We start from the raw sequence: 23,078 nt of genomic DNA on the forward strand, positions 1-23,078 counted from the left end.
TCTAGGAAAAATCCTTCGTGTAGGAAGTGCCCATGAAGGAAACCCAACAGAATCGCGTTGAAACGCTCTCCGGTCCGCGTGCGCGGTTGCTGGAATTGTCGCAGAGCAGGGGGGTGAGTTTGGCGGCCTTGTCCGATTTGCTCGGGCGCAATCCATCCTATCTCCAGCAATTTATTCGCAAAGGCAGCCCCCGCAAGCTGGAGGAACAGGACCGCGAGACGCTTGCCCGCTTCTTCGGGGTGGGGGAGGAGGAGTTGCGCGACGTTAAGGATATTTCCTATGCATCGCCGCGCCCAAACCGCGAATCGGGTGATTGGGTGGCGGTGCCGCGGCTCGATCTTGGTGCGTCGGCCGGCCCGGGGCGCGTCGCAGGGAGTGAGGCTGCCTTCGACACCTTCCGCTTCTCGCGCCGCTGGCTCGCCGAACAGGGCTTGGAGCGCGCGCAACTATCGGCGATCACGGTCGAGGGGGATTCGATGGAGCCGCTGCTCAACGATGGCGACGAAATCCTCGTCGATTGCGCGCCGCGCCCGTTCCGCGATGGCATCCATGTGGTGCGCCTCGGCGATACGCTGATGGTGAAACGCGTCGCCAGCATCGGGCCGGGGCGGGTGGCGCTCTTGTCGCAGAACCTCGCCTACCCGCCGGTGGAGGTTGCGGCGGAGGAGGTCGCGATCATCGGGCGGGTTGTGTGGAAGGGGGGGAAGATTTAAGTCCCGCTGTCATGACCGACACCCCCAAACCGCTCCCCCCCATGCGCGCCGCGATCATCCCTGTGACGCCGCTCCAGCAGAACTGCTCGCTGATCTGGTGCACCAAAACGATGCGCGGGGCGCTGGTCGATCCCGGCGGGGATCTCGACAAGCTGAAGGAAGGCGTCGCCAAGGCTGGCGTCACCTTGGAGAAGCTGCTCGTCACCCACGGGCACTTGGATCATTGCGGGCAGACCGGGATGCTGGCCGAGGAGCTGGGCCTTCCCATCGAAGGCCCGCACGAGGACGACCGCTTCTGGATCGACCAGCTGGACGATGACGGCCCGCGCTGGGGGATGGTGGCGAAAAGCTTCACCCCGACCCGCTGGCTCAAGCATGGCGACACGGTGACGGTCGGCGAACTCACGCTCGACGTGATCCACTGCCCCGGCCACACGCCGGGCCACGTGGTGTTCTTCCACGCTCCCAGCCGCTTCGCGATCGTCGGCGATGTGCTGTTCCAGGGGAGCATCGGCCGCACCGACTTCCCGCGCGGGAACCATCAGGATCTGATCGATTCGATCACCCAGCGCCTCTGGCCGCTTGGCGAGGACGTGATGTTCATCCCCGGCCACGGCCCGACCAGCACCTTCGGGCGCGAGCGCAAGACCAACGCCTTTGTCAGCGATTACGCGCTGAGCTGACGAGGCACTACGATGGGCAACTTCCTCTATTGGGCGCTGCGCACGTTCTTGTGGATGGTGATGGTTGTCGCAGTCTATTTCGCCATCCTGCACGCTCACGGTCGCTTGTGGCTGCAAGTTGCCATCGTTGCGGTGGTGGTTGTTATCTACAGCATGCTTGATCAGTCGCTGAGGGAAATGCGGGGGCGCCAGCGGACGCGCTAAATCACCCCCGCCGCCACCAGCGCTGCCACCACGGCGAGCCCCAGCAGCACCAGCATCGTCACCAGCGTGCCGACCATCCGGCCCCAGCCCCAGTTGCCGCCGTCCATGCCGAAGCCGTGCAGCACGCGCCCGATGAAATAGGCCGCCGCGACCAGGCTGAGCCACCAGCTGCCCTTGCCGGCCAGCTCGATTGCGCCCACCAGCACCAGCACGAAGGCGGTGTTCTCGACATAGTTCAGCTGCGCCCGCATCCGGCGTTGCAGCGCTTCGCTGCCGCCATCGCCGACGCTGATCGAGAGCGCACGCCGCACCGCGCCGATGCGGATCGACAGCCAGATATTGAGCACAGCAGCAGCGGCCGCCGCCGCGAGCGTTACAGGAAGCACGGTCATGGAAAGATCCCCTCTTTGACAGGCCGCCTTGCTAGGGCCGCCTTACGCGGGTTGCAACGCGGGAATTTTCCGCTATAGCGCGCGCCTTCCCGCCATGTCTGGCCAAGGAACGCACGCATGGGCTTGCCGCTTGTGCGCGCTGTCTCCTTGCCGTATGGGCGGCCTTCGAGAATCGCAGGCGCCTGATGGCGCATACGCTAGTTTATTTGAGGAATTGGTGCCGCCATGGCTGTCCCCAAGAGAAAAGTATCGCCTTCCCGTCGTGGCATGCGTCGTTCGCACGATGCCCTCAAGGTCGAGGCGTTCCACGAATGCCCGAACTGTGGCGAGCTGAAGCGCCCGCACAACATCTGTGGCGCTTGCGGCCACTATAACGGACGTCAGGTTGTTGCCGTCGGCTGATTGCCGATGGCCATCTCGATAAACCGGAGAACTGCACGATGAGCCTCCCGCGTATCGCTGTCGATGCGATGGGCGGGGACGAAGGTGTGCGCGTGATGATCGAAGGCGCGGCGCTGGCCCGCCGCGATCATGACAGCTTCAAGTTCCTGCTGGTGGGTGACAGCAAGCGGATCGAAGCCGCGCTGGAAAACCACCCGAACCTGCGGGCGGCCTCCGAAATCCTGCATTGCGATGATGTGGTGGGCGGTGACGAACTGCCCAGCAAGGCGATCCGCCGCGCCAAGACCACCTCGATGGGCCTTGCCGTCAATGCGGTGAAGACCGGCGCTGCCGGTGCGGCAGTCAGCGCCGGCAACACCGGCGCGCTGATGGCGATGAGCAAGCTGGCGCTGCGCACCATGCCGGGGATTGATCGTCCGGCGCTCGCCGCAATCATGCCGACCTTGCAGGCGCATGATGTGGTGATGCTCGACCTTGGCGCCAATACCGAAGCCGATGCCCGCAATCTGGTGCAATATGCGGTGATGGGCGCGGCCTATTCGCGCATCGTCAACGGCTTCGACAAGCCTGTCGTCCGTCTGCTCAATATCGGCACCGAGGAAATCAAGGGCACCGAGGAACTGCGCGATGCGGCTGCCATGCTCACCGCCGCTTCAGCCGAGGGCGGGCTGGCGCTGCAATTCGACGGCTTTGTCGAAAGCGACAAGATCAACCGCGGCGAAACCCATGTGGTGGTGACCGACGGGTTCTCCGGCAATATCGCGCTGAAAGCGATCGAGGGGTCGGCCCGCTTCGTCACCGACCTGCTGCGGCAGGCCTTCACGTCCTCGCTGCGTTCGAAGATCGGCTTTCTGGTCTCGCGCCCCGCGACCGAGCTTCTGAAGCACCATCTCGATCCCAACAACCACAATGGCGCGGTGTTCCTCGGCCTCAACGGTGTGGTGGTCAAAAGCCACGGCAGCGCCAATGCCAAGGGCGTGGCGCACGCGGTGGCGGTGACGGCGCGGCTGCTCGAAAACGAACTGACCCAGCGGATTGCGCATGATCTGTCGCAACTGGGCGAGGGCGCGCTGTCCAAGACCCGCAAAGCCGCCAAGAGCGACGAGGCACCGGCGTGACCGGGGGCGCAATCGGCTCGCGGCTGCTAGGGACAGGCTCGGCGCTGCCCCGCCGGATTGTGACCAATGCCGAACTGGCAGAGCGGGTCGATACCTCCGACGAATGGATCATCGAGCGCACCGGCATCCGCCAGCGTCACATCGCCGAGGCTGACGAGACGACCTCCAGCCTGGCGATTGCAGCAGCGCGTGCGGCGCTTGACGATGCGGGGGTGGATGCCTCCACCATCGGTCTGATCGTTCTGGCCACCGCCACGCCCGACAACACTTTCCCCGCCACTGCCACCAAGGTGCAGGATGCGCTGGGCTGCAATGGCGGCATCGCGTTCGATGTCGCGGCGGTGTGTTCCGGTTTTCTCTACGCGCTGGCGGCCGCCGACTCGCTGCTGCGCACCGGCATGGCCAAGCGCGCGCTGGTGATCGGGGCGGAGACCTTCAGCCGGATTCTCGACTGGGAGGATCGCACCACCTGCGTGCTGTTCGGCGACGGAGCAGGGGCGGTGGTGCTCGAAGCGGCAGCGCCCGATGCCACGATGGACGGGCCCGGCATCCTCGGATCGCGGCTCCATGCCGATGGCGCGCAGCACGATCTGCTCTATGTCGATGGCGGGCCTTCGACCACGCAGACCACCGGCCATGTGCGCATGAAGGGGCCGGAAGTGTTCCGCCATGCGGTCACCAATCTTTCGGGTGTTCTCAAGGAAGTGCTTGAGGATACAGGGGTTTCGGCTGACCAGATCGATTGGGTGGTGCCGCATCAGGCCAATGCCCGGATCCTTGATGCCACCGCCCGCAAGCTCGGCATATCGCCCGAAAAGGTGGTGGTGACGGTGCAGGATCATGCCAACACCTCGGCTGCCTCGGTTCCGCTGGCGCTGGATGTGGCGCGCAAGGACGGGCGGATCAAATCCGGCGATCTTGTCATGCTCGAAGCGATGGGCGGCGGCTTCACCTGGGGCGCCAGTCTGATCCGCATCTGACCCGTTGGCTGCCGCTGCCTAACGAAATTGCTGAAAAGTCTGCACTGCGTAGAGCATCGCATTGCAAATCCGCTGTAAATTCGTAATCTGAAGGTCTTCGATCGGGTCGCGCCGCGAAGGAGAATACGCATGATGCGTTCGGTAGGCACTTTGACCCGCGCAGACCTGGCAGAGACCATTAATCGCAAGATGGGCTTCAGCCGGGCGGAGTCGCTGGAAATGGTCGAGGCGATCCTCGCCAAGATGAGCGATGCGCTGGCCAGAGGTGAGAACGTGAAGATTTCGGGCTTCGGCAGCTTTGTGCTGCGCGACAAGAACGAACGGATCGGCCGCAACCCGAAGACGGGTGTGGAAGTTCCGATCACCCCGCGCCGGGTGATGACCTTCCGGGCGAGCCAACTGCTCAAAGAGCGGATCGCCAAAGGGTAACGGACCCAAGGTGTGACGGACAAGGTGGGGTTTGATGACCGGGTTCGATGACGGCAAGGACGATGGTGCGCTGCGCACCATCGGCGAAGTCAGCGATGCGCTGGGCATCAAGCCTCACGTGCTGCGGTACTGGGAAGCCCAGTTCCCGCTCTTGAAGCCGCTGAAACGCAGCGGCGGGCGACGCTATTATCGCCCCGGCGATGTCGCGCTGGTCGAAACCATCGACCGGCTGGTCAACCGCGAAGGCTACACGCTCAAGGGTGCCGAAGCGGTGCTGCGCGCTTCGGCCAAGTCCGGGCTCGACCGCCGCAAGGATGACCGCCGCAGCGGTGATCGACGTGCAGAAGCTGACGGGGCAACGGCACCGGGCGTCAGGCTGATGGTGACAGAAGGCCCCGACATGGCCGAAACCGTCGCCGCGCTGAAAGCCATCCGCGCCAGGCTTGCCGCTGCGCTTGAGACGTAACGCTACTCCGCCGCCAAGAGTGCGGCCTCTCCCAGATCGACGCTGACGAGGCGGGAAATCCCGCGCTCGGCCATTGTTACCCCGAACAGGCGGTGCATCCGACTCATCGTCACCGCGTTGTGGGTGACGATCAGGTAACGGGTCGTGGTGGTCGCGACCATCGATTCGAGCAGATCGCAGAAGCGTTCGACATTGGCGTCGTCCAATGGCGCGTCGACTTCGTCGAGCACGCAGATCGGGGCGGGGTTGGTCAGGAACAGCGCGAAAATCAGCGCGGTCGCCGTCAGCGCCTGTTCGCCACCTGACAGCAGCGAAAGCGATTGCAACCGCTTGCCCGGTGGCTGGGCATAGATTTCAAGGCCGGCTTCGAGCGGATCATCGGAATCGACCAGCGCCAGATGCGCCTGCCCGCCTTCGAACAGCCGCGTGAACAGCTCGCGGAAATGCCCGTCCACTTCCTCGAATGCGGCGCGCAGTCGCTCTCGGCCTTCGCGGTTGAGGTTGCCGATCGATCCGCGCAGCCGCGCGATCGCTTCGACCAGTTCGGCCTGTTCCTGCGCGCTGGTGCCGTGCTCGCCCTCGATCCGGGCGAGTTCATCAGCCGCCACAAGGTTGACCGGACCGATGCGCTCCCGCGCGGTGGTGAGGCGTTCAAGCTCGGCGGATTCCTCGGCGGCGGGGGCGAGGGCATCCTCGGCAAAACCGAATTTGTCGCACAGCAGCGGCGGGGGGCACTGGAACCGCTCGCCCGAAATGCGGGCCATTTCGGCGCGGCGCAATTCCTCGTTCTCGGCGCGGGCGGCGAGGCTGGCGCGGGTTTCGCGGGCCTGGGCGAGCACTTCGGTGACTTGCGCGAGGGCGGCATCGGCGCCGCGCTGGCGGGCCTCGGCCTCGCGCATCACCGCTTCGGCGGCGGCAAGTTCTGTGGCGAGCCGCTTGCGGGTCTCCTCGCCTGCCTCGATTTCGGCGGTCAGCGCGGCGGGTTTGGCGGCATGGACGGCGCGTTCCTCGGCGATTTCGGCGAGCCGCCGGGTCGTTTCGGCCATGCGCCGTTCGGCATCGGAGGATCGCGCCTGCCAGCCGGCATGGTCGGCCTGCTGCGCTGCCAACCTCTCCCGCGCCACGGCCAGCGCCTGATCCTGTGCGGCGAGTTCGGCGAGGGCCGCCTGCACCGCGGCGCGGGCAGCGGCGTTCTTCGCCTGTGCGGCTTCAAGCGCGGCGCGTTCGGCATCACGGGCGGGCAGGCGGCTGCGGGCTTCCTCGGCGGCGGTGACTTCGGCGCGGGCAGCGGCGATCTGGGCTTCGATGTCGCTGGCGCTGGCGGCGAGTTCAGCGAGGCGGGCGGCGAGGCGCTCTTTGGCGGCTTCGGCCTGATCGAGCCGCCGCAAGGCCTGCCGCTCGCTATCCATCGCGCCTGCAAGTTCGCGTTCCAGCGCGACGAGCGCGGTTTGCAGGGCAGAAAGCTCCTCACGCACAGCCTTGTCTTCGGCCTCGGCGCGGGCGGCGGCCTCGCGCAGGGGCGGGAGCGCGGCGTCAAGCTCGGCAAAGCGGTTGGCGGCTTCGAGCTGCGCGGCCTCGGCAGCGCCTTCGCCGCGGGCAACAAAGCCGTCCCAGCGGCGCAGGTGTCCGGCGCGGGTCACGAGCCATTCGCCCGGCGCAAGGGCGCGGCCATCATCGGCCTCGGCGCAATGCACCAGCGCCAGACGGGCGGCGAGTTCGGGCGGGCAGGCGGTGAGGCGGGCAAGCAGGCTGTCGGCCACGGATTTCGGGGCCTCGGCCCCCGTCCAGAACCGCCCGTCCTGCGACGCCGCGGGGGCGCCCAATGGAGATTTGCCATCCCGCCCCAGCACTGCGGCGAGCGCGCGTTCATACCCCGGCGCAACCCCGACCTTGTCGAGCGCGGTCGCCATGCCTTGCCGCCCCGCCTCGCGCTTGGCGCGGGCCTCGCGGTCGCGGGCCAGCGCAGTGTGCTCGCGCTCGATCCCGGCGAGTTCGGCGCGGGCGGCAGCGAGCGTGCTGGCGGCTTCATCGCGAGCCGTCTGCAATTCGCCCTTGCGGGCCTGCCCGGCGGCGAGCCGTTCGCGCAGGGTCACCACTGCGGCTGCGGCATCATCGGCAGCCCTGCGGGCGGCGGCGACATCGGCTTCGGGATCGCCGCTCGCCGCCAGATCGGCGCGGGCGCGGGCGATGCGGGCGGCCTCGGCCTCGATCCGGGCGAGGCGGGCCTGCGCCTGTTGCACCGCAGCTTCGGCAACGCGCCATTCTGCCTCGACCCCGGCGTGATCGGCGGTCGCCTTTGCCAGCGCGAGTTCGGCGGCGCGGCTGGCGCGTTCGCGGTCCTCCGCCTTGTCGGCAAGGGCGGGGCGGGCGGCTTCGGCGAGCGATACCGCTTCGCGGCTGGCGGCGACCTCCTGCGTCAGCCGGGCGAGCGCGGCGACGGCGGCATTGGTCAGGCGGTCGGCATCGTCGCGGTCTTCCTCCAGCCGCTTCTGCTGGCGCGCGAGATCGGCAAGGCGGGTTTCGGCGGCATCGAGCTTTTCGGCGAGCGCCGCCATGCGGTGGCCGTGGGCGCTGGCATCGTCGCGCCGGTCGGCGAGTTCGTCGCGGGCATCGGTGAGCGCCTGCGCGGCTTCGGCCTGTTCCTTCTGCGCGGCAGCGACAGCGGTCTGCGCCGTGGCAACCTGTTCTTCGGCAGCGCCCGCCGCAGCGCGGGCTTCTTTTGCGGCCGCCGCTGCCTCGCGCCAGCGGGCGAACAGCAGGCGCGCTTCGGCGGCCTGGATCTTGTGGGTGAGTTCGGTGTAGCGTTCAGCCTGCTTGGCCTGCCGCTTGAGGGTCGCGATCTGCGCGTCGAGCCCGGCCATCAGGTCTTCGAGCCGCGCCAGATTGGCTTCGGCAGCGCGCAGCTTGCTTTCGGCATCCTTGCGGCGCACGTGCAGCCCGGCGATCCCGGCGGCTTCTTCCAGCATCGCCCGGCGTTCGGCAGGCTTGGCCGCGATCACCTGCGCGATCTTGCCCTGACTGACCAGCGCAGGGCTGTGCGCGCCGGTGGCAGCATCGGCGAAGGTCAGCGCGACATCCTTGGCCCGCACATCGCGCCCGTTGACGCGGTAGGCGCTGCCTGCGCCGCGTTCGATCCGGCGGGTGACGACCAGTTCCTCGCCCGCATCATCGCTGGCGTGCAGAACCACTTCGGCAAAGTCGCGCGGCGGGCGGGTGGAGGTGCCCGCAAAAATCACGTCCTCCATCCCGCCCGAGCGCATCGACTTGGCCGAGGTTTCCCCCATGACCCAGCGGATCGCTTCGAGCAGGTTGGATTTGCCGCATCCGTTGGGGCCGACGACACCCGTCAGCCCCGGTTCGATACGCAGTTCGGCAGGCTCGACGAAGCTCTTGAATCCGCTCAGCTTGAGCCGGTGGATCTGCATGAGCCTGACGCCGCGCCCCCTTTGTGCCTCAGCGTGCGCCGGCGCGTTGCAGCAGCGGTTCGAGCTGCGGCCACTGGGTCACATCGAGCCGCTTGCCGTTGAGCAGGAAGGTCGGGGTGGCGTTGATCTTCAGCTCTTCGGACTGCTTGTTCGACGCATCGGCAATCGCCTGCACCTTGGCCGTATCGGCAAGGCAGGCGCGCGACTGGTCAGCCGAAAGTCCGCGCGCGGCGAAGAAATCGATCAACCCGGCAGCCTGCGCGATGGTGACGAAACGCTGTTCGACCGGCTGGTTGGTGGCGGCTTCGTAGATCGCCTGATTGGCCTGCACATTGGCGAAGATATCGTTGAGCGAAGCCCATGCCTGATCGGCGAGCGGCTGCATGTTTTCCTTCGCGCCGCAGCGCACCAGTGTGGCGATGGAAAGGTCGATCGGATCGCGCACCAGATTGCGCAGTTCAAAGCTGATCACACCGCTGGCGACATACTTGTCCTTCAGCGCCGGCTTGCCGGTCGCGGCAAACCCCGCGCAGGCGCCGCAGGTGTGCGAGGCATATTCGACCAGCTTGAGCGGTGCGTCGGGGTTGCCGATCATGTAGCCGCCTTCGGGCGTCACGGTGACAGTGTCGGCCCACTTGGCCCCGGCGGGCGGGGCGATGGCAGGGATCGGCTCGCCCGCCGTCACGCCGCCTTCGCTGGTGGCGGCATCATCGCAGGCGGCAAGCATCAGGGGGGCAGCAGCGCAAAGCGCCAGCTTGGCAAGGCGGGCAATCGTCATAGGTCGGGAATCCTCGATACAGGGGGCAAGAATAGCCGCGTGCGCCGCCTTGCAGCAAGGGCGGCGCTGCGGATCTGTGAAAAACCGGATCAGCCGGGCGAGCCGAGGCCCTGTTCGGGCACGGAGGTCAGCCGCGCCGAGAGCACCGGATAGAGCGCGTCCCAGCTGTGCACATCGCTCAGCAGTTTGCCATCCAGCGCAAAGCTGGGCGTGCCCTGCACGGCGAATTCGGCATAATCGGCTTCGCCATTGTCGAGCAGCTTGCGGGCGGCGGTATCGTCCATCACGCAAGCGTCAAGCTCTGCGCGGGTCTGGCCGCGGTCCACCAGCAGCTGCGTGAGGCCGAGCGCGCTGGCCGCGTTCATGCGGCTCGCCTTGTCGGCCCGCCCCCACACCGCCTGCTGGCTTTGCGGGGCATTGCGGGCCTTGCCCATCCATTCGTCTTGCGCCAGCATCAGCGCCCGATGGCGGCCCTTGAACCCTGCCGGATCGCCGCACTGGGCCAGCAGTGTCAGGGTGAGATCGAGCGCGTTGCGGATCACCGGGCGCACCTCAAGCCGCACCGTGCCGGGCATCAGCCCCGCCAGTTCCAGCGCCGGTTCGCCATTGGCCGTAAAGCTGGCGCAATGCCCGCAGGTGTAGCTGACGAATTCGATCAGCTTGGCTTCGGCATCGGGGTTGCCGATCTGGTGCCCGCGTTCGGTGCGGATGATGGTGGTCTGCCAGTTGCCGGGATTGGTTTGCGGCACGAAGCTGCTTTCCGGCCGGTCCAGCGATTGCTGCGCCGTGGCCGGGCCAGTCGCCAGCGCCAGAACGGTGGCAGCGCCGAGAAGGAGAGGCTTGATCATGTCGGCGTCTGTTCCTGTGTTCCTGTCAGGATGGTTGTTCGGTGTTGCCCAGGCTGCGGGCGAGCGATTCCAGTACGGTGCGCAATTCCGGATCGCCGATATCGCGCAAGCTGTCGCCGAGTTCCAGCGGGATCGGCTTCAGCGACGGTGGCGGCTTGGCAGGGCGGTTATCGGCAGGCGGCTGAACCGCACCTTGCCGCAGCTTGACCCGGGCAACGGCGCGATAGCCGAAGAAGCGGTTTACCCGCTCGATAATCTCGGGGATCACCTGCTGGATCAGCGGGGCGTGGGCGGGCACGACCACCAGATCGAGGATGCCTTCGGCCTTCTCGCCCGGCGGAAAGCGGATCGCCTCGGGGCTGCACACGCGGGCATGGGCGGGGCCGACAATCTCGGGCCAGCGGGTCACGACCGAGCTTTGCACAAAGCCGAAGCGGCGGAACGCGGTGCGGCCGATTTCGGGCATGAGATCGCCGATCGCCTTCGCCCCCTGTCCGCGCGGGCGGGTGTAGGGTTTTGTCTTGCCCTTGGGATCGGCTTTGCCACTATCTTTCATCATTGCCGCCATGCCATAGGCGGCGCGTGACTGCCAGTATCTCCGACATCCTGCTGGGCTGGTACGATGCCAACGCCCGCGACCTGCCGTGGCGCAATCCGCCGGGCAGCGCGATGCCCGATGATCCGGCATGGCCTTACCGCGTGTGGCTTTCCGAAGTGATGCTGCAACAGACCACCGTGGCGGCGGTGAAGCCCTATTTCGCCAAATTTACCGCAACCTGGCCGACGGTCGAGGCGCTTGCGGCTGCCGATGACGATGCGATCATGGCGGCCTGGGCGGGGCTGGGCTATTATTCGCGGGCGCGCAATCTGGTGAAGGCGGCCCGCGCCGTGGCAGAGGCGGGCGGCTTTCCCGCGACCGAGGGGGAACTGCGCAAGCTTCCCGGGCTTGGCGACTATACGGCGGCTGCGGTCGCCGCGATTGCCTTTGGCGAGCGGGCGGTGGTGGTCGATGCCAATGTCGAACGGGTGGTGGCGCGGCTCTTCGCGATCGAAGAACCGCTGCCCAAGGCGCGCAAGGCCATTCGTTCAGCGGCCGAAACGATCACGCCTGACAAGCGCGCCGGTGATTTCGCCCAGGCCATGATGGATCTGGGCGCGCATGTCTGCACCAGCCGCGCGCCGCGCTGCCTGCTGTGCCCCTTGCGTGCGGACTGCGCGGGCCACGCGGCGGGCGCGCCCGAGCGGCTCCCGGTGAAGCCTGCGAAAAAGCCCGTGCCCGAACGGCGCGGCACGGCATTCTGGATCACGCGCCGTCAAGGGCAGGAGGTGTGGCTGGTCACCCGTCCCGCCGCCGGAATGCTGGGCGGAATGCGTGCGCTTCCCGATGATGGCTGGAGCGCGCAGGCCGATGGATCGGGGGGCGCGCCTGTCGATGCGGCATGGCAGGCACTCGGCGCGGTGCGACACGGCTTTACCCATGCCACCCTGACGCTTGCGGTGTTTGGTGCCGAGACGGAGGACAACCCACCGGGCGAGGGGCAGTGGTGGCCGGTTGCGAAGATCGCCGATGCCGGCCTTGCGACCCTGTTCGCCAAGGCCGCGCAGCTGGCGCTGGCCGAGGCCTAGATCACCCCGCCGCCCAGCATCAGCCGCACCGCTGCGATCAGCAATACGACAAGGCAGAAATTGCGTCCGCCATCCTTCGACGACAGCGCGCCGAGGATGATGCCGATCACGATCACAGGGAGAGCAACCCAGTTGGCCCAGCCGAGCAGCGGAATCTGCGCCGGAATGACGATCACGAGGCTGACAAGCCCGACGAGATAGGCGAGTGCGTTCAACATGTGTCTTATATGGATAGGACACCTCGCGATTGCAAGTCTGCTATCCCGACCCCGATTGACCCCCGCGCCTGCCTGCCGCACACATTGCGCCACGCACCGACCGGAGATTCTACCCCCATGGCCTTTCGCGAATTCGATACCCCCGCTTTGTCACGCCGCGCCCTGTTTCGCGGCAGCGCGCTGCTTGCTGGCGGCGCGGCGCTTGCCACTCTGCCGTTCGGGCGGGCGCTGCTGGCGCATGATGTCGCCGAAAGCTGGCCCAATGTGGCCGCGCTGGCCAAGCGCTATGTCGATAGCCGCAAGGTCGCCAACCTGTTCCTGACCTTCGGCTGGGGGCAGCAGCCCCACGCACATACTGTTGGCGGCGGCACGCTGTCGCTGGCCAAACCGACTCCGGTCGATGAAAACTCGCTGTTCCGGATCTATTCGATGTCGAAGCCGATCACCGGCATGGCGACCATGATCCTGATTGATGAAGGCCGGCTTGGCCTTGATCAGCCGCTCCACGAAATCCTGCCCGCGTTCCGCGACATGCAGGTGCTGATCAACCCCGAAGGATCGCTTGACGATGTGGTTCCGGCCAATCGCCCGATCACCATCCGCCAGTTGCTGACGCATACGGCGGGCCTCGGCTACCAGATCATCAGCAAGGGGCCGTTACAGGCGGCCTATAACGAGCAGGGGCTGGTCGGAGGGCGGGTAAGCCGCATCCCGATCCCCGGTTTCCCGCCGGTCACCCCCGCACCGGGCCTGGCGGCCTGGGCCGACCGGCTGGCCGAACTGCCGCTGATGTATCAGCCTGCGACCAAATGGAGCTATTCCTGCTCGATCGACCTGCTCGGCCGGGTGATCGAGGTGGCGAGCGGGATGGAATTCGAGGCCTTCCTGAAGCAGCGCATCTTCGATCCTTGCGGCATGACCAGCACGTGGATGCAGGTGCCGCAAAGCGAGGCGCACCGGTTGACCGACAATTACGGCATCATCGGCGGCAATGCCTTCCCGCTCGATCCCGGCGTCAACTCGATCTATCTCGATCCGCCCGAAGTGCCCGCAGGCGGCGGCGGGCTGGTCTCCAGCCCGAAGGATTACGACCGCTTCCTGCGGATGCTGCTCGGCTATGGCAGGCTCGACGGGAAGTTCGTGATGAGCGAGGAAGCGGTGCGCACCGGCACGTCGAACCTGCTGCCCGCCAGCGTCGATACCAGCGGCAGCTGGATCGCAGGCGAAGGCCACGGCGCGGGCGGCCGGGTGAAGGACGGCAGTTTCGGCTGGGGCGGCGCGGCGGGCACGCTGGCAGCGGTGGACTTCAACCTCGGCCTGCGTTCCACCCTGTTCACCCAGTATATGCCTTCCGAGGCCTATCCGATCCGGGACGAGTTCATGGCTGCGCTCGAGGCCGATCTGGCGGCAATGCGGTCGAAGCAGAAGGCGGCCTGATGCACCATCCTGTCACTTCCGCGCCGCTTATGGCCTTTTCCGGCTCGCCGATGGACCGGGCCGACAATATCCGCGTCGATCCGGCGGCGCTCGGCAATCTGATGAACTGGCGGGCGCGGGTGATGAACCTTGATGGCCTGCTGCCCGAATTCGACGATCAGGGCCACCTGCTGTGGCACACCATCGCCGATGTCTCGCCTGATGCGGAGCTGGTGTTCCTCGGGATGCTGGACGACCGGGCGCATTTCGCCGCCGTTCCCGATCAGGGTGCAGCGGGGCCTGCGATGCCGCGCGCCTGGCAGGTGATGCAGATGCTCCAGCCCGAAGATCTGGCGATCTACGGCGGGGCGCGCAGCCTGATCGACTGGCACGCCCGCCACCGTTTCTGCGCCAATTGCGGCGCGCCGACCAAGCTGGTGAAGGGCGGCTGGCAGCGCCACTGCGATGGCTGCGGGGCGGATCACTTCCCGCGCACCGATCCTGTCACGATCATGCTGGTCGAGCATGAAGACCGCCTGCTGCTGGGCCGCCAGCCGCGCTTTCCGCCGCGGATGTATTCGGCCCTCGCCGGCTTCGTCGAACCGGGGGAGACGATCGAGGAGGCTGTCGCCCGCGAAATTCACGAGGAGGCGGGGGTGAAGGTGCGCGATGTGCGTTACATCGCCAGCCAGCCATGGCCGTTTCCCAGCCAGCTGATGATCGGCTGCACCTGCGTGGCGGATGATCCGGAGCTGACCATCGACACCACCGAGCTCGACGATGCGCGCTGGTTCACCCGCGCCGAGTTGGAAGAGGCCCGCGCCGCAGGCGAACATGGCACCGATCTCCTCTATTTCCCGCGCCCCTTCGCGATCGCGCACCACCTCATTGCATGGTGGCTCGACCGGTGATGCGGAGCCTTGCGATCGACATCTATTCCGATGTCATGTGCCCCTGGTGCCTGATCGGATACGGGCAGTTGACCAAGGCTCTGGCCGAACTGGAGGGCGAAATCGCCGCCGAGATCCGCTGGCGGCCGTTCGAACTCAACCCGCAGATGCCGCCTGAAGGTGAGGAGCAAGAGCTTCATTTGCAAAGGAAATATCGTCGCAGTGCCGAAGAGGGCGCGGCGATCCGGGGGCAGATGAAGGCGATTGCGGAAGGGGCCGGGGTGTCGCTTTCCTACGAGGGTGAGGGCGATGCTCCCCCGGCGATGATGTGGAACACCCGCGATTGCCACAAGCTGCTGGCCTTCGCGCTCGAACAGGCCGGACCCGCGGTGCAGACCGCGCTGAAACTTGCCCTGTTCCGCGCCCATTTCAACCAGCGCAAGAACCTGTCAGACCGCAGTCTTCTGCTTGATATTGCAGCACAAAACGGCCTCCACCGCGAAGCCGCCAAGGCCGCGCTGGACGATCCGGACCTTGAAGCCCGCGTCGCTGCCGAGGAGGCGCAGGCGTGGGATCTCAACATCACCGGAGTGCCCGCCATGATCGTCGAGGGCAAATTCCTGATCCCCGGAGCGCAGGCGCCGGAGGTCTATGTCAACGCCCTCAGAAGGGTGGCAGACCGCACCCGAAAGGGGGCCTAGAAGGGGTCTAGAGGGGGTCTAAACGGACCTGGAGGGGGTCTAGCCGGGCCAAAACCGGCCTAAATCTCCGTCAGCCCCAACCGCGCCGCCCGCCGCGCCGCTTCGGCCCTGTTGGAGATGCCGAGCTTGGCATAGATCGACTTGATATAGCCTGCGACCGTATGGGCGGTGAGGTTCAGTTTGTCGGCCACTTCCGAATTGCGCAGACCCCTTGCGACCAAGGACAGCACCTCGGCCTCGCGCGGGGTCAGCAGTGCGGCATCTTCGGGCACGAAGGCGGTGCTGGCGAAATGCTGCATCATCAGCCGCGCCACCGACGGCGAGAGCGCGGGATAGCCGCTGCGCAACTGGGTGAGCTGGGTCACGAACAGATCGGCCGGGCTGTCCTTCAGCAGATAGCCGTGCGCCCCGGCGGAAATCGCGGCGATGATCGAGGCATCGTCGCCCATCACGGTTGCCACCACCACCAGCGCTTCCGGATCGTGGCGGCGCAGGGCGCGCACCACATCGAGGCCCGATCCGTCGGGCAGGGCGAGGTCGATCAGGGCAAGATCATGCGTCCCTTCCCGCGCCGCAGCCAGCCCTTCGCGCAGCGAACTCGCCTCGGTGATCGCGCAGCCGGGGAAGGCCTCGCGCACGATCCCGCCCAGCCAGCGGCGGGTTTCGGCGAGGTCTTCGAGGATCAGCACGCGGGTGATGCTCATGCCACGGCCCTCGGCTCGCCGCGCGGCGGGGCGGCACTGGTCCGGCCCAGCGGCAGGCTGGCGGTGATCAGCGTGCCCGATCCGTCCGAGCGAATCGCGAAATCGCCGCCCATGCTGACGAACCGCGTGCGCATGTTGGCAAGGCCGTGGCCGGTGCCGGGCGCGGCCTGTGCGCCCTCTCGGCCCGCCAGACCCCGCCCGTCATCGCCCAGCCGCAGGCCGATCGCGCCATTATCGAAGGTGATCGCCACCTGCATCCGCCCCGCGCCCGAATGCTTGATCACATTGCTCGTCGCCTCGCGAATCGCCGAGCGCAGCGAGTGCACCTCTGGCTTGGCGAGCGTCAGCCCGGCGGGCACATCATCGTCCCAGTCGAGCGCGATGCCGTGGGGTTCCAGCCGGTCGCCCGCCTCGGCGCGCAGATCGGCCAGCAGCGCATCCAGTGGCAGATCGGCGCCTTGCGAATTGTTGATGATCTCGCGCAGGTCGGCGAGGGTGTTGCGGATCATCGCATCCTTGCGCGGCGCTTCTTCCGAATGCAGCGCCTGCATCAGCTGCGCGCCGATATTGTCGTGGATGTCGCGGGCAATCCGCAGGCGTTCCTGATTGACACCCTGATCATAGGCGCTGCGGTTCGCCTCGACATATTCGGCCAGTGTCACCAGCTGCTGCGCCAGCTCGCCGTCGCGGCGGGTGAACAGCGCCTGCCCCTTCTGCCGGTGGCGCAGCACCAGCGCAGGCGCGCCCAGCACGGCGGGCAGTTCCAGCGCCTTGCCTTCATCATCGAGCCTGACCGCGCCGAGCGCGGCATCGCCGGTGGTGATTTCGAGCGGCTGGAAAATCTCCGCTGCCAGTGCCTGCCAGGCTGCGGCGCGGCCTTCGGCGGTGGGGCGCAGCACCGATTGCACCACGCTGGCGAAGATATCGATTTCGTCCACCCGCCGCCGGCGCACGATCCGGTTCCAGACCAGATCGCGCAGCGGCAGCCAGATCAGCGCGACCAGACCAAGCGTGGTGGCGAAGGCGGCGGTGGGCGAGAAGGCCAGCACGCTGATCAGCGCCAGATCGAACAGCATCAGCGCCGCCCCCGCCAGCGCATAGAACAGCAGGCCATAGGCCCAGCGGCCCAGATCGAACAGGCGGTACCGCATCAGCCCGATGGCGATCCCGGCGTAGAACAGCAGGAACGAACCGAAGGCGATATTTTCGTCCATCAGCGCCGGCAGGCCGAAGGTCAGCGGGGTTGCCACCAGCCCGATGAAAGGCCCCGCGCCGACCAGCACCGAAAGGCCCAGCCACACGGCGATCGCGCGCTTTGCCGGATCGTCCCACCGCCGCACCGCCTGCGCAAAGGCGAGCGCGACGATCGCCAGCATCTCGAAAAAGGTGATCGCCTGGATCGCGCCGAAGCCTTCGGGCGGGCCGGCGAGGGTGAGGATCGTCCACCCGCCGAACCCGGCGAGGCTGGCGGCGATGATGCCCCGCGCAAAGGGCAGCGGCGCGGGATAGGTCGCAAACAGCGCGATGATCGCAAGCCCGAAACCTGATGCGCCGGTGACGTTGACCATGGCAGCGGCCACCAGCACACCGCGCTCCAGCGGCATGGCAATGCCCGATACCGCGCCTGCAAAGGTGAAGGCCAGTGTCATCACGCCCGACAAGGCGAACAGGCGGATCGCGCCGTCCTGCGGGCGCAGGGCGAACACCCATGCCGATACCAGCCATGCGCCAAGCCCCACCAGCCATGCCACCCAGAAGCCGGCGGGCAGATCGGCAGGGGCGCGCCAGTATGCCATCGCCCAGAACGGCGGTTGTGCCGGTTGCAGCATCAGCGTCAGCAGCGCGCCCGCCAGCAACACGCCAGCCAGCACCAGCCCCGCAAGGCGGGCCGCAGGCGTCATCAGGCGGGCGGAATTGCGCATAGGCTATCTGTGCCTCGGACGGGTGCCATGGCAACAGGATTTAGCATTGCCCGCGACGCGGCGCTTCCCCCGGAACAGGGGGAGGGGCCGGAAACCGCTTTAGACGAGGCCGAGGCGTTCCAGCTTCATCGCCAGCTTGCCGGGCAGGGCATCGCCGATATCCTCGCCCTCGGCCACATCCCTGGGGGCCTTGTCCTCTGTCAGGTAACGCCAGCCCTGATGGGCGCGCTTGGGCTGGGTGTGGACGCGGATGAGCCTGGGTTCGAGCACGATGTCCCAGCGCCCGTCCTCGGTCTTTTCAAAGCCGAGGATCGGTGAACGCGCCACGATGGCGTGGTTGATGATCCAGTAGAGCGACCCGCCGACGCATTCCTCGTGCCGGGTGGGCCGGTTGCGGGTGGTCAGCGCGATGGCTCCGCGTCCCCGATACCAGCCTTCGAGTTGCGCATAGCTCTTCGCCCCGAAGGCGATCTTGGTGAGATGGAGAGGCATGGCGCCAATGTGGGGCAATGCGCCGCGTGATCAAGCGATACTCAGCCCGCCGTCCACAATGAAGGGCGCGCCGGTGGCGAACCTGCTCTCGTCACTGGCGAGATAGACCACAAGGTGGGCGATATCGCTGGCCTCGCCCATGCGGCCGATGGGCTGGGCGATGCTGAAGGCGGCGCGGGTGGCATCGGGATCGGGCGTTCCGGCGATGACGCTTTCGACATTGGGGGTAAGGATGGTGCCCGGCTGGACGGAGTTCACCCGCACGCCGTTCTTTTCCCGCGCACAATAGAGCGCGATCGACTTGGTCAGCGTCACCACCGCGGCCTTGGCGCTGTTATAGGCGGCAAGATCGGGCGAGACCTTGTTGCCGGCCGCGGACGAGAAATTGATGATCGAACCGCCGCCACCTTTCGCCATCAGGGGGATCGCGGCCTTGCAGCCCATGAAGATCGAATCGACATCTACGCGATAGCAGCGGCGGAAATCCTCCGGCGAAATGTCGGCGATGGAGCCGAACACGGTGATCGCGGCATTGTTGACCAGCACATCGAGCCGCCCGTGGCTGGCCTCGACCTCGGCGATCACTTGCTGCCAGCGCGCCCAGTCGGTCACGTCCTGATGGAGAAACCCGCAGCCGAGTTCCGCTGCGGTGGCGCGGCCTGCGGCCTCGTCGATATCGGTGATGACGACGACCGCGCCCTCGGCCCGCAGCGCCTTGGCCGCCGCCTTGCCCAGACCCATCGCGCCGCCTGTCAGCAGCACTACCTTGCCTGCCACCCGTCCTGCCATGCTTCTCTCCCTTGTCTTCGGGAGAAAGCTAGAACGTGGCCAGTCCCATCGCCACTGCCAAACCTAGGAAGGCGAAGAAGCCCATCGAATCGGTGATCATCGTCACGAACACGCTGCTGGCGACCGCCGGATCCTGATCCAGCCGCTCGAAGATCACCGGCACCAGCACGCCCGCAAGGCCCGCAATCGCGATGTTGATGATCATGGCGAGCGCGATCACCACGCCCATCATCGGGGTGAACAGCACGCCCGCTGCAAGGCCGATCAGCACCGCGATGGTCCCGCCGTTGAGCAGCGCCACGCGAAACTCGCGCCACAGGATGCGGCGGGTGTTCGAACGGGTCAGCTGGTTGGTCGCAATCGCGCGCACCGCCACGGCCATGGTCTGCGTGCCCGCATTGCCGCCGATGCTGGCGACGATCGGCATCAGCACGGCCAGCGCCACCAGCTGTTCAATCGCGGCCCCGAAAAAGGCAATGATCGCCGATGCCACCACCGCCGTGCCGAGATTGGCTATCAGCCAGCGCACCCGCGCGGTATAGGCTTCGCGGATCGGCTCGTTGATGTCGCCTTCGCCCGCACCCGACAGCAGCAGCGCGTCCTCGCCCGCTTCCTCGGAGATGATGTGCACGATATCGTCCACCGTCATCTGCCCGACCAGACGCCCGCTTTCATCCACCACCGCGGCCGAAATCAGCGCGTATTTCTGGAACATCAGCGCGGCTTCTTCCTGATCCATCGTGACGGGGATCAGGGTCTGGTCGCGCTTCATCACATCGGTCAGGCGGACATTGCGCGGGGTGGTGAGAATCCACGAAAGCGCGCAGGTGCCGACCGGATGGTGGCGCTCGTCGATCACGAAGACTTCGAAGAAATCGTGGCTGAGATCACCGTCCTCGCGCAGGAAATCGATCAGATCGCCGACTGTGAGATGTTCGGGCACGGCCACGAAGTGCCGGCTCATCAGGCGTCCGGCGGTCTCTTCGGGATAGGCGAGCGCACTCGACACCGCCTCGCGGGTTTCCGGCTCCAGCTCGGCGATGACCGCCGCCTGATCGGCTTCGTCGAGATCCTCGATCAGCTGCACCGCATCATCGGTGTCGAGCTGTTCGGCGATGGTGGCGACCGCCTGCGCAGGCAGGGCCTCCATCAGGCTTTCGCGCACGTAATCGTTGAGCTCGGCGACCACATCGCCGGTCATCAGATCGCTGATCGCGGACGCCAGCTGCGCCCGTTCCGACCGTTCGAGCAGTTCGATCAGGTCGGCAATATCGGCGGCGTGGAGCGGCTCGACCAGATCGTAAACCGCGCCCTTGTCGCCCGCCGCCAGCGCATCGTGGACGGCGCTGACAAAGGAGGGCTTCAGCCGGTTTTCGAGGTCATGGCGTTCATCGTCGACACGGTCATCCGGGCGCACTTCCGCCTCGCCCGCATCGGCGGTCAGCAGTTCGTCCTCGATCACGCGATTGTCGGCCATGTCGGCGGTTTAGGCGGGGAGGCCGCAAAAGCAAGCGCGGGAGGGTGACAGGCGGGTTTTGGCTGCTAAAAGCGCGGGCAATTCTTTCAGGAGATACAATCAATGGCCGAAACCCTCACCTTCACGCTCGACAACGGCACCGGCGAACATGCCGATGTGGTGATCAAGCTGCGCCCCGATCTGGCCCCGCTCCATGTCGAGCGCATCACCGAACTGGCGAGCGAAGGCTTCTATGATGGCGTGATCTTCCACCGCGTGATTGGCGGCTTCATGGCGCAGGGCGGCGATCCGACCGGCACCGGCATGGGCGGCTCAGACAAGCCCGACCTTCCGGCCGAATTCAACGCCGAACCCCACGTCGAAGGCGTGTGCTCGATGGCCCGCGCGCAGAACCCGAACAGCGCCAATTCGCAGTTTTTCATCTGCCTTGATGACGCCCGCTTCCTCGACAAGCAGTACACCGTGTGGGGCCAGGTGATCAGCGGCATGGAACACGTCCACGCCATCCCCAAGGGCGAACCGCCGCGCGCGCCGGGCAAGATCGTCAAGGCGACGGTGGGGTAATGCCGCGCAAGCGCCAGCGTTCGCCCGGCGAGAAGAAGGCGCTGTCCTATGCCAAGGACCGGCGCAATTGCTATGGGGAGAACGACAAGGCATCTCGCAAGGCGATCCCCCTGCGAAAAGCCAAATCGCACCGCGCCGACCGTCGCAAGGCGGCCGGCGCGCTTGCGGCGTACGGGAGCATGAGCGAAGATGCGGCGGCGCTGACCGAAAATGCGCTGATCAAGGACATCGGCCGGATCAAGCGTTGGCAGAAGGCCCCCGACCGGGCGCTTAGTGATCATGTAGCCGCCAAACAGGCGCTCCGCGCCTACCGCGAAGGGCGCAAGCAGTGGGTTCGCATGCGTTACGAGCTGGGCGCATCTCAGGGCCACAACTCGTTCAGCTGGTCTTGGTGGGGTAGTCCAGAGGACTCGTCGTTCAAGTCCGAGTGAATCCACTGCTCGCCCAGCCGATCGAGCCGCATGCCGAGTCGATTGAACGCATCCCCGCTTGGCGCTAAAGGCGCACCCCTCATGAAACCCACCTCCGCCCCCCAGACCTACCGGGTCAAGAGCTTCGGCTGCCAGATGAACGTCTATGATGGCGAGCGCATGGGCGAGCTGCTGGCGACACGCGGCATCACGCCTGCGCCCGAGGGTGAGGAGGCCGATCTTGTCATCCTCAACACCTGCCACATCCGCGAAAAGGCCGCCGAGAAAGTCTATTCGGACATTGGCCGACTGGTGAAGGCGGGCGAGGAGGCGGGGAAGAAGCCTCTTATCGCGGTCGCAGGCTGCGTCGCGCAGGCCGAGGGCGAGGAGATCATGGCGCGTGCGCCTGCGGTCAGCATCGTGGTCGGCCCGCAGGCCTATCACCGCCTGCCGGAGATGCTCGACCGCGCCGCAAACGGCGAGCGTGCCACCGATACCGACATGCCCGCCATCGCCAAGTTCGATGCGCTCCCCGCACGCAAGAAGCGCGGCCCCACCGCCTTCCTCACCGTGCAGGAAGGCTGCGACAAGTTCTGCACCTATTGCGTGGTGCCCTATACCCGCGGCGCGGAAATCTCGCGGCCCTTTGCCCACCTTGTCGCCGAAGCGCAGCGGCTGGTCGAGACGGGAGCGAAGGAGATCACGCTGCTTGGCCAGAACGTCAACGCCTGGCGCGGAGAGGACGACAAGGGGCGCGCCGCAGGGCTGGGCGGGCTGATCCGCACGCTGGCGACGATCGACGGGCTGGAGCGCATCCGCTACACCACCAGCCACCCCAACGACATGGACGACGATCTGATCGCCGCGCATGGCGAGGTGGCGAAGCTGATGCCCTATCTGCACCTGCCCGTGCAGGCGGGGAACGACCGCATCCTCAAGGCGATGAACCGCCAGCACACGGCGGAAAGCTATCTGAAGCTGATCGAGCGCTTCCGCGCCGCGCGGCCCGATATCGCGCTGTCGGGCGATTTCATCGTCGGCTTTCCGGGCGAGACCGAAGCCGAGTTTCAGGACACGCTGAATATCGTCGACGAAGTCCGCTACGCCGCCTGCTTCAGCTTCAAATACTCCCCGCGCCCCGGCACGCCCGCCGCGACGATGGAGGGCCAGATTGCGGCAGAGGTGATGGACGACCGGCTCCAGCGCCTCCAGCAGCGCATCGGCGCGCACCAGCTTGCCTTCAATCAGGCGAGCGTCGGCAAGCGCTGCACCGTGCTGGTCGAACGCAAGGGGCGGCACGAAGGCCAGTGGCTCGGCAAGTCGCCCTGGCTCCAGAGCGTGTGGTTCGAAGCGCCCGCCGCAATCGGTGATTCTGTAGAGGTGACGCTGGCCGAGGCGGGGCCGAATTCTCTGAAGGGGCTGGTCGGCTGA

26 protein-coding genes are annotated in these 23,078 nt (G+C 66.5%); 15 read left to right on the top strand and 11 right to left on the bottom strand.

Translation table 11 applies throughout. From position 1 onward, the window contains the following. Nucleotides 1-32: 32 nt before the first annotated feature. Genes ACU0AG_RS08255 through ACU0AG_RS08265 form a run of 3 tightly spaced genes read left to right on the top strand, consistent with a single transcriptional unit; the run spans nt 33 to nt 1,600 of the window. Nucleotides 33-713, top strand: a complete 681-nt coding sequence (locus tag ACU0AG_RS08255; protein ID WP_482781866.1) for a S24 family peptidase — start codon at nt 33-35, stop codon at nt 711-713. Nucleotides 714-754: 41 nt separating this feature from the next. Beyond that, nucleotides 755-1,396: an MBL fold metallo-hydrolase gene (locus ACU0AG_RS08260; RefSeq protein ID WP_482781867.1), complete on the top strand. Its 642-nt coding sequence runs from the start codon at nt 755-757 to the stop codon at nt 1,394-1,396. A gap of 12 nt (nt 1,397-1,408) precedes the next feature. Further along, on the top strand, nt 1,409-1,600 hold the full coding sequence (locus tag ACU0AG_RS08265; RefSeq protein ID WP_482781788.1) for a hypothetical protein: 192 nt from the start codon (nt 1,409-1,411) through the stop codon (nt 1,598-1,600). On the opposite strand, the gene ACU0AG_RS08270 is transcribed toward ACU0AG_RS08265, so the two are convergent. Continuing rightward, a complete protein-coding gene (locus ACU0AG_RS08270; RefSeq protein WP_482781789.1) occupies nt 1,597-1,992 on the bottom strand; it encodes an MAPEG family protein in 396 nt (131 codons plus the stop codon). The two genes, ACU0AG_RS08265 and ACU0AG_RS08270, sit on opposite strands and share 4 nt — an antisense overlap. Before the next feature lie 225 nt (nt 1,993-2,217). Here ACU0AG_RS08270 and rpmF point away from each other — a divergent pair, with 225 nt between their 5' ends. From rpmF to ACU0AG_RS08295, 5 genes are all read left to right on the top strand, one after another. Further along, entirely contained in the window at nt 2,218-2,394 is a 177-nt protein-coding gene (rpmF, locus tag ACU0AG_RS08275) for a 50S ribosomal protein L32 (protein WP_482781790.1), read from the top strand. A 38-nt stretch (nt 2,395-2,432) separates the two neighbouring features. After that, complete coding sequence (plsX, locus tag ACU0AG_RS08280; protein WP_482781791.1) at nt 2,433-3,512, top strand: phosphate acyltransferase PlsX; 1,080 nt, start codon at nt 2,433-2,435, stop codon at nt 3,510-3,512. After that, entirely contained in the window at nt 3,509-4,492 is a 984-nt protein-coding gene (locus ACU0AG_RS08285; protein ID WP_482781792.1) for a beta-ketoacyl-ACP synthase III, read from the top strand. Before plsX ends, ACU0AG_RS08285 begins: the two co-directional genes overlap by 4 nt. A 129-nt stretch (nt 4,493-4,621) precedes the next feature. Next, on the top strand, nt 4,622-4,921 hold the full coding sequence (locus ACU0AG_RS08290) for an integration host factor subunit alpha (protein ID WP_482781793.1): 300 nt from the start codon (nt 4,622-4,624) through the stop codon (nt 4,919-4,921). A gap of 34 nt (nt 4,922-4,955) precedes the next feature. Next, nucleotides 4,956-5,387 carry a MerR family transcriptional regulator gene (locus ACU0AG_RS08295; RefSeq protein WP_482781794.1) on the top strand — a complete coding sequence of 144 codons (432 nt, stop codon included), beginning with the start codon at nt 4,956-4,958 and terminating at the stop codon, nt 5,385-5,387. Between the two features lie 2 nt (nt 5,388-5,389). Here ACU0AG_RS08295 and smc read toward each other — a convergent pair whose 3' ends face one another. The 4 genes from smc to ACU0AG_RS08315 all read right to left on the bottom strand — a co-directional run bounded on the left by smc (nt 5,390) and on the right by ACU0AG_RS08315 (nt 10,997). Beyond that, nucleotides 5,390-8,812 carry a chromosome segregation protein SMC gene (gene smc, locus ACU0AG_RS08300; protein ID WP_482781795.1) on the bottom strand — a complete coding sequence of 1,141 codons (3,423 nt, stop codon included), beginning with the start codon at nt 8,810-8,812 and terminating at the stop codon, nt 5,390-5,392. A 28-nt stretch (nt 8,813-8,840) separates the two neighbouring features. Next, nucleotides 8,841-9,590 carry a thioredoxin domain-containing protein gene (locus tag ACU0AG_RS08305; protein ID WP_482781796.1) on the bottom strand — a complete coding sequence of 250 codons (750 nt, stop codon included), beginning with the start codon at nt 9,588-9,590 and terminating at the stop codon, nt 8,841-8,843. Nucleotides 9,591-9,679: 89 nt separating this feature from the next. Continuing rightward, a complete protein-coding gene (locus tag ACU0AG_RS08310; RefSeq protein WP_482781797.1) occupies nt 9,680-10,438 on the bottom strand; it encodes a DsbA family protein in 759 nt (252 codons plus the stop codon). 25 nt (nt 10,439-10,463) lie between these two features. After that, nucleotides 10,464-10,997 (bottom strand): DUF721 domain-containing protein, encoded by a 534-nt coding sequence (locus ACU0AG_RS08315; RefSeq protein ID WP_482781798.1) that lies wholly within the window; start codon nt 10,995-10,997, stop codon nt 10,464-10,466. 23 nt (nt 10,998-11,020) lie between these two features. Between ACU0AG_RS08315 and ACU0AG_RS08320 the strand changes: the two genes are divergently transcribed. Further along, entirely contained in the window at nt 11,021-12,064 is a 1,044-nt protein-coding gene (locus ACU0AG_RS08320; protein ID WP_482781799.1) for an A/G-specific adenine glycosylase, read from the top strand. Here the strand turns inward: ACU0AG_RS08320 and ACU0AG_RS08325 are convergent. After that, entirely contained in the window at nt 12,061-12,282 is a 222-nt protein-coding gene (locus ACU0AG_RS08325; RefSeq protein ID WP_482781800.1) for a hypothetical protein, read from the bottom strand. The genes ACU0AG_RS08320 and ACU0AG_RS08325 overlap by 4 nt on opposite strands. A 117-nt stretch (nt 12,283-12,399) precedes the next feature. Between ACU0AG_RS08325 and ACU0AG_RS08330 the strand changes: the two genes are divergently transcribed. From ACU0AG_RS08330 to ACU0AG_RS08340, 3 genes are read left to right on the top strand one after another with little or no spacing between them, the layout of a single operon-like run. Continuing rightward, nucleotides 12,400-13,719, top strand: coding sequence for a serine hydrolase domain-containing protein (locus ACU0AG_RS08330; protein WP_482781801.1), 1,320 nt, complete (start codon nt 12,400-12,402; stop codon nt 13,717-13,719). Beyond that, nucleotides 13,719-14,609, top strand: a complete 891-nt coding sequence (nudC, locus tag ACU0AG_RS08335; RefSeq protein WP_482781802.1) for an NAD(+) diphosphatase — start codon at nt 13,719-13,721, stop codon at nt 14,607-14,609. Before ACU0AG_RS08330 ends, nudC begins: the two co-directional genes overlap by 1 nt. Next, nucleotides 14,591-15,289 carry a DsbA family oxidoreductase gene (locus tag ACU0AG_RS08340; RefSeq protein WP_482781803.1) on the top strand — a complete coding sequence of 233 codons (699 nt, stop codon included), beginning with the start codon at nt 14,591-14,593 and terminating at the stop codon, nt 15,287-15,289. Before nudC ends, ACU0AG_RS08340 begins: the two co-directional genes overlap by 19 nt. A gap of 59 nt (nt 15,290-15,348) precedes the next feature. Here ACU0AG_RS08340 and ACU0AG_RS08345 read toward each other — a convergent pair whose 3' ends face one another. From ACU0AG_RS08345 to mgtE, 5 genes are all read right to left on the bottom strand, one after another. Then, nucleotides 15,349-15,993, bottom strand: coding sequence for a response regulator (locus ACU0AG_RS08345; RefSeq protein ID WP_482781804.1), 645 nt, complete (start codon nt 15,991-15,993; stop codon nt 15,349-15,351). Then, on the bottom strand, nt 15,990-17,915 hold the full coding sequence (locus ACU0AG_RS08350) for an ATP-binding protein (RefSeq protein ID WP_482781805.1): 1,926 nt from the start codon (nt 17,913-17,915) through the stop codon (nt 15,990-15,992). Before ACU0AG_RS08350 ends, ACU0AG_RS08345 begins: the two co-directional genes overlap by 4 nt. A gap of 99 nt (nt 17,916-18,014) precedes the next feature. Then, nucleotides 18,015-18,407, bottom strand: a complete 393-nt coding sequence (locus ACU0AG_RS08355; protein WP_482781806.1) for a DUF1489 family protein — start codon at nt 18,405-18,407, stop codon at nt 18,015-18,017. A 30-nt stretch (nt 18,408-18,437) separates the two neighbouring features. Then, the gene (locus tag ACU0AG_RS08360; protein WP_482781807.1) at nt 18,438-19,196 is read right to left on the bottom strand and encodes a glucose 1-dehydrogenase; all 759 of its coding nucleotides are present in this window, start codon (nt 19,194-19,196) and stop codon (nt 18,438-18,440) included. 28 nt (nt 19,197-19,224) lie between these two features. Continuing rightward, on the bottom strand, nt 19,225-20,673 hold the full coding sequence (gene mgtE, locus ACU0AG_RS08365; protein ID WP_482781808.1) for a magnesium transporter: 1,449 nt from the start codon (nt 20,671-20,673) through the stop codon (nt 19,225-19,227). Between the two features lie 102 nt (nt 20,674-20,775). Here mgtE and ACU0AG_RS08370 point away from each other — a divergent pair, with 102 nt between their 5' ends. From ACU0AG_RS08370 to miaB, 3 genes are all read left to right on the top strand, one after another. After that, a complete protein-coding gene (locus ACU0AG_RS08370) occupies nt 20,776-21,237 on the top strand; it encodes a peptidylprolyl isomerase (protein WP_482781809.1) in 462 nt (153 codons plus the stop codon). Then, complete coding sequence (locus ACU0AG_RS08375; RefSeq protein ID WP_482781810.1) at nt 21,237-21,668, top strand: hypothetical protein; 432 nt, start codon at nt 21,237-21,239, stop codon at nt 21,666-21,668. The genes ACU0AG_RS08370 and ACU0AG_RS08375 overlap by 1 nt, the downstream gene beginning before the upstream one ends. Before the next feature lie 81 nt (nt 21,669-21,749). Beyond that, nucleotides 21,750-23,078 carry a tRNA (N6-isopentenyl adenosine(37)-C2)-methylthiotransferase MiaB gene (gene miaB / locus ACU0AG_RS08380; RefSeq protein WP_482781811.1) on the top strand — a complete coding sequence of 443 codons (1,329 nt, stop codon included), beginning with the start codon at nt 21,750-21,752 and terminating at the stop codon, nt 23,076-23,078.

It is taken from the genome of Erythrobacter sp. RANMB8 (assembly GCF_056848235.1).

Coding starts and splice junctions, on each gene's coding strand:
- ACU0AG_RS08255 (WP_482781866.1), top strand. CDS start 33: ATGAAGGAAACCCAACAGAATCGCGTTGAAACGCTCTCCGGTCCGCGT.
- ACU0AG_RS08260 (WP_482781867.1), top strand. CDS start 755: ATGCGCGCCGCGATCATCCCTGTGACGCCGCTCCAGCAGAACTGCTCG.
- ACU0AG_RS08265 (WP_482781788.1), top strand. CDS start 1,409: ATGGGCAACTTCCTCTATTGGGCGCTGCGCACGTTCTTGTGGATGGTG.
- ACU0AG_RS08270 (WP_482781789.1), bottom strand. CDS start 1,992: ATGACCGTGCTTCCTGTAACGCTCGCGGCGGCGGCCGCTGCTGCTGTG.
- rpmF (WP_482781790.1), top strand. CDS start 2,218: ATGGCTGTCCCCAAGAGAAAAGTATCGCCTTCCCGTCGTGGCATGCGT.
- plsX (WP_482781791.1), top strand. CDS start 2,433: ATGAGCCTCCCGCGTATCGCTGTCGATGCGATGGGCGGGGACGAAGGT.
- ACU0AG_RS08290 (WP_482781793.1), top strand. CDS start 4,622: ATGATGCGTTCGGTAGGCACTTTGACCCGCGCAGACCTGGCAGAGACC.
- ACU0AG_RS08295 (WP_482781794.1), top strand. CDS start 4,956: ATGACCGGGTTCGATGACGGCAAGGACGATGGTGCGCTGCGCACCATC.
- smc (WP_482781795.1), bottom strand. CDS start 8,812: ATGCAGATCCACCGGCTCAAGCTGAGCGGATTCAAGAGCTTCGTCGAG.
- ACU0AG_RS08305 (WP_482781796.1), bottom strand. CDS start 9,590: ATGACGATTGCCCGCCTTGCCAAGCTGGCGCTTTGCGCTGCTGCCCCC.
- ACU0AG_RS08310 (WP_482781797.1), bottom strand. CDS start 10,438: ATGATCAAGCCTCTCCTTCTCGGCGCTGCCACCGTTCTGGCGCTGGCG.
- ACU0AG_RS08315 (WP_482781798.1), bottom strand. CDS start 10,997: ATGATGAAAGATAGTGGCAAAGCCGATCCCAAGGGCAAGACAAAACCC.
- ACU0AG_RS08325 (WP_482781800.1), bottom strand. CDS start 12,282: ATGTTGAACGCACTCGCCTATCTCGTCGGGCTTGTCAGCCTCGTGATC.
- ACU0AG_RS08330 (WP_482781801.1), top strand. CDS start 12,400: ATGGCCTTTCGCGAATTCGATACCCCCGCTTTGTCACGCCGCGCCCTG.
- nudC (WP_482781802.1), top strand. CDS start 13,719: ATGCACCATCCTGTCACTTCCGCGCCGCTTATGGCCTTTTCCGGCTCG.
- ACU0AG_RS08340 (WP_482781803.1), top strand. CDS start 14,591: ATGGTGGCTCGACCGGTGATGCGGAGCCTTGCGATCGACATCTATTCC.
- ACU0AG_RS08345 (WP_482781804.1), bottom strand. CDS start 15,993: ATGAGCATCACCCGCGTGCTGATCCTCGAAGACCTCGCCGAAACCCGC.
- ACU0AG_RS08350 (WP_482781805.1), bottom strand. CDS start 17,915: ATGCGCAATTCCGCCCGCCTGATGACGCCTGCGGCCCGCCTTGCGGGG.
- ACU0AG_RS08355 (WP_482781806.1), bottom strand. CDS start 18,407: ATGCCTCTCCATCTCACCAAGATCGCCTTCGGGGCGAAGAGCTATGCG.
- ACU0AG_RS08360 (WP_482781807.1), bottom strand. CDS start 19,196: ATGGCAGGACGGGTGGCAGGCAAGGTAGTGCTGCTGACAGGCGGCGCG.
- mgtE (WP_482781808.1), bottom strand. CDS start 20,673: ATGGCCGACAATCGCGTGATCGAGGACGAACTGCTGACCGCCGATGCG.
- ACU0AG_RS08370 (WP_482781809.1), top strand. CDS start 20,776: ATGGCCGAAACCCTCACCTTCACGCTCGACAACGGCACCGGCGAACAT.
- ACU0AG_RS08375 (WP_482781810.1), top strand. CDS start 21,237: ATGCCGCGCAAGCGCCAGCGTTCGCCCGGCGAGAAGAAGGCGCTGTCC.
- miaB (WP_482781811.1), top strand. CDS start 21,750: ATGAAACCCACCTCCGCCCCCCAGACCTACCGGGTCAAGAGCTTCGGC.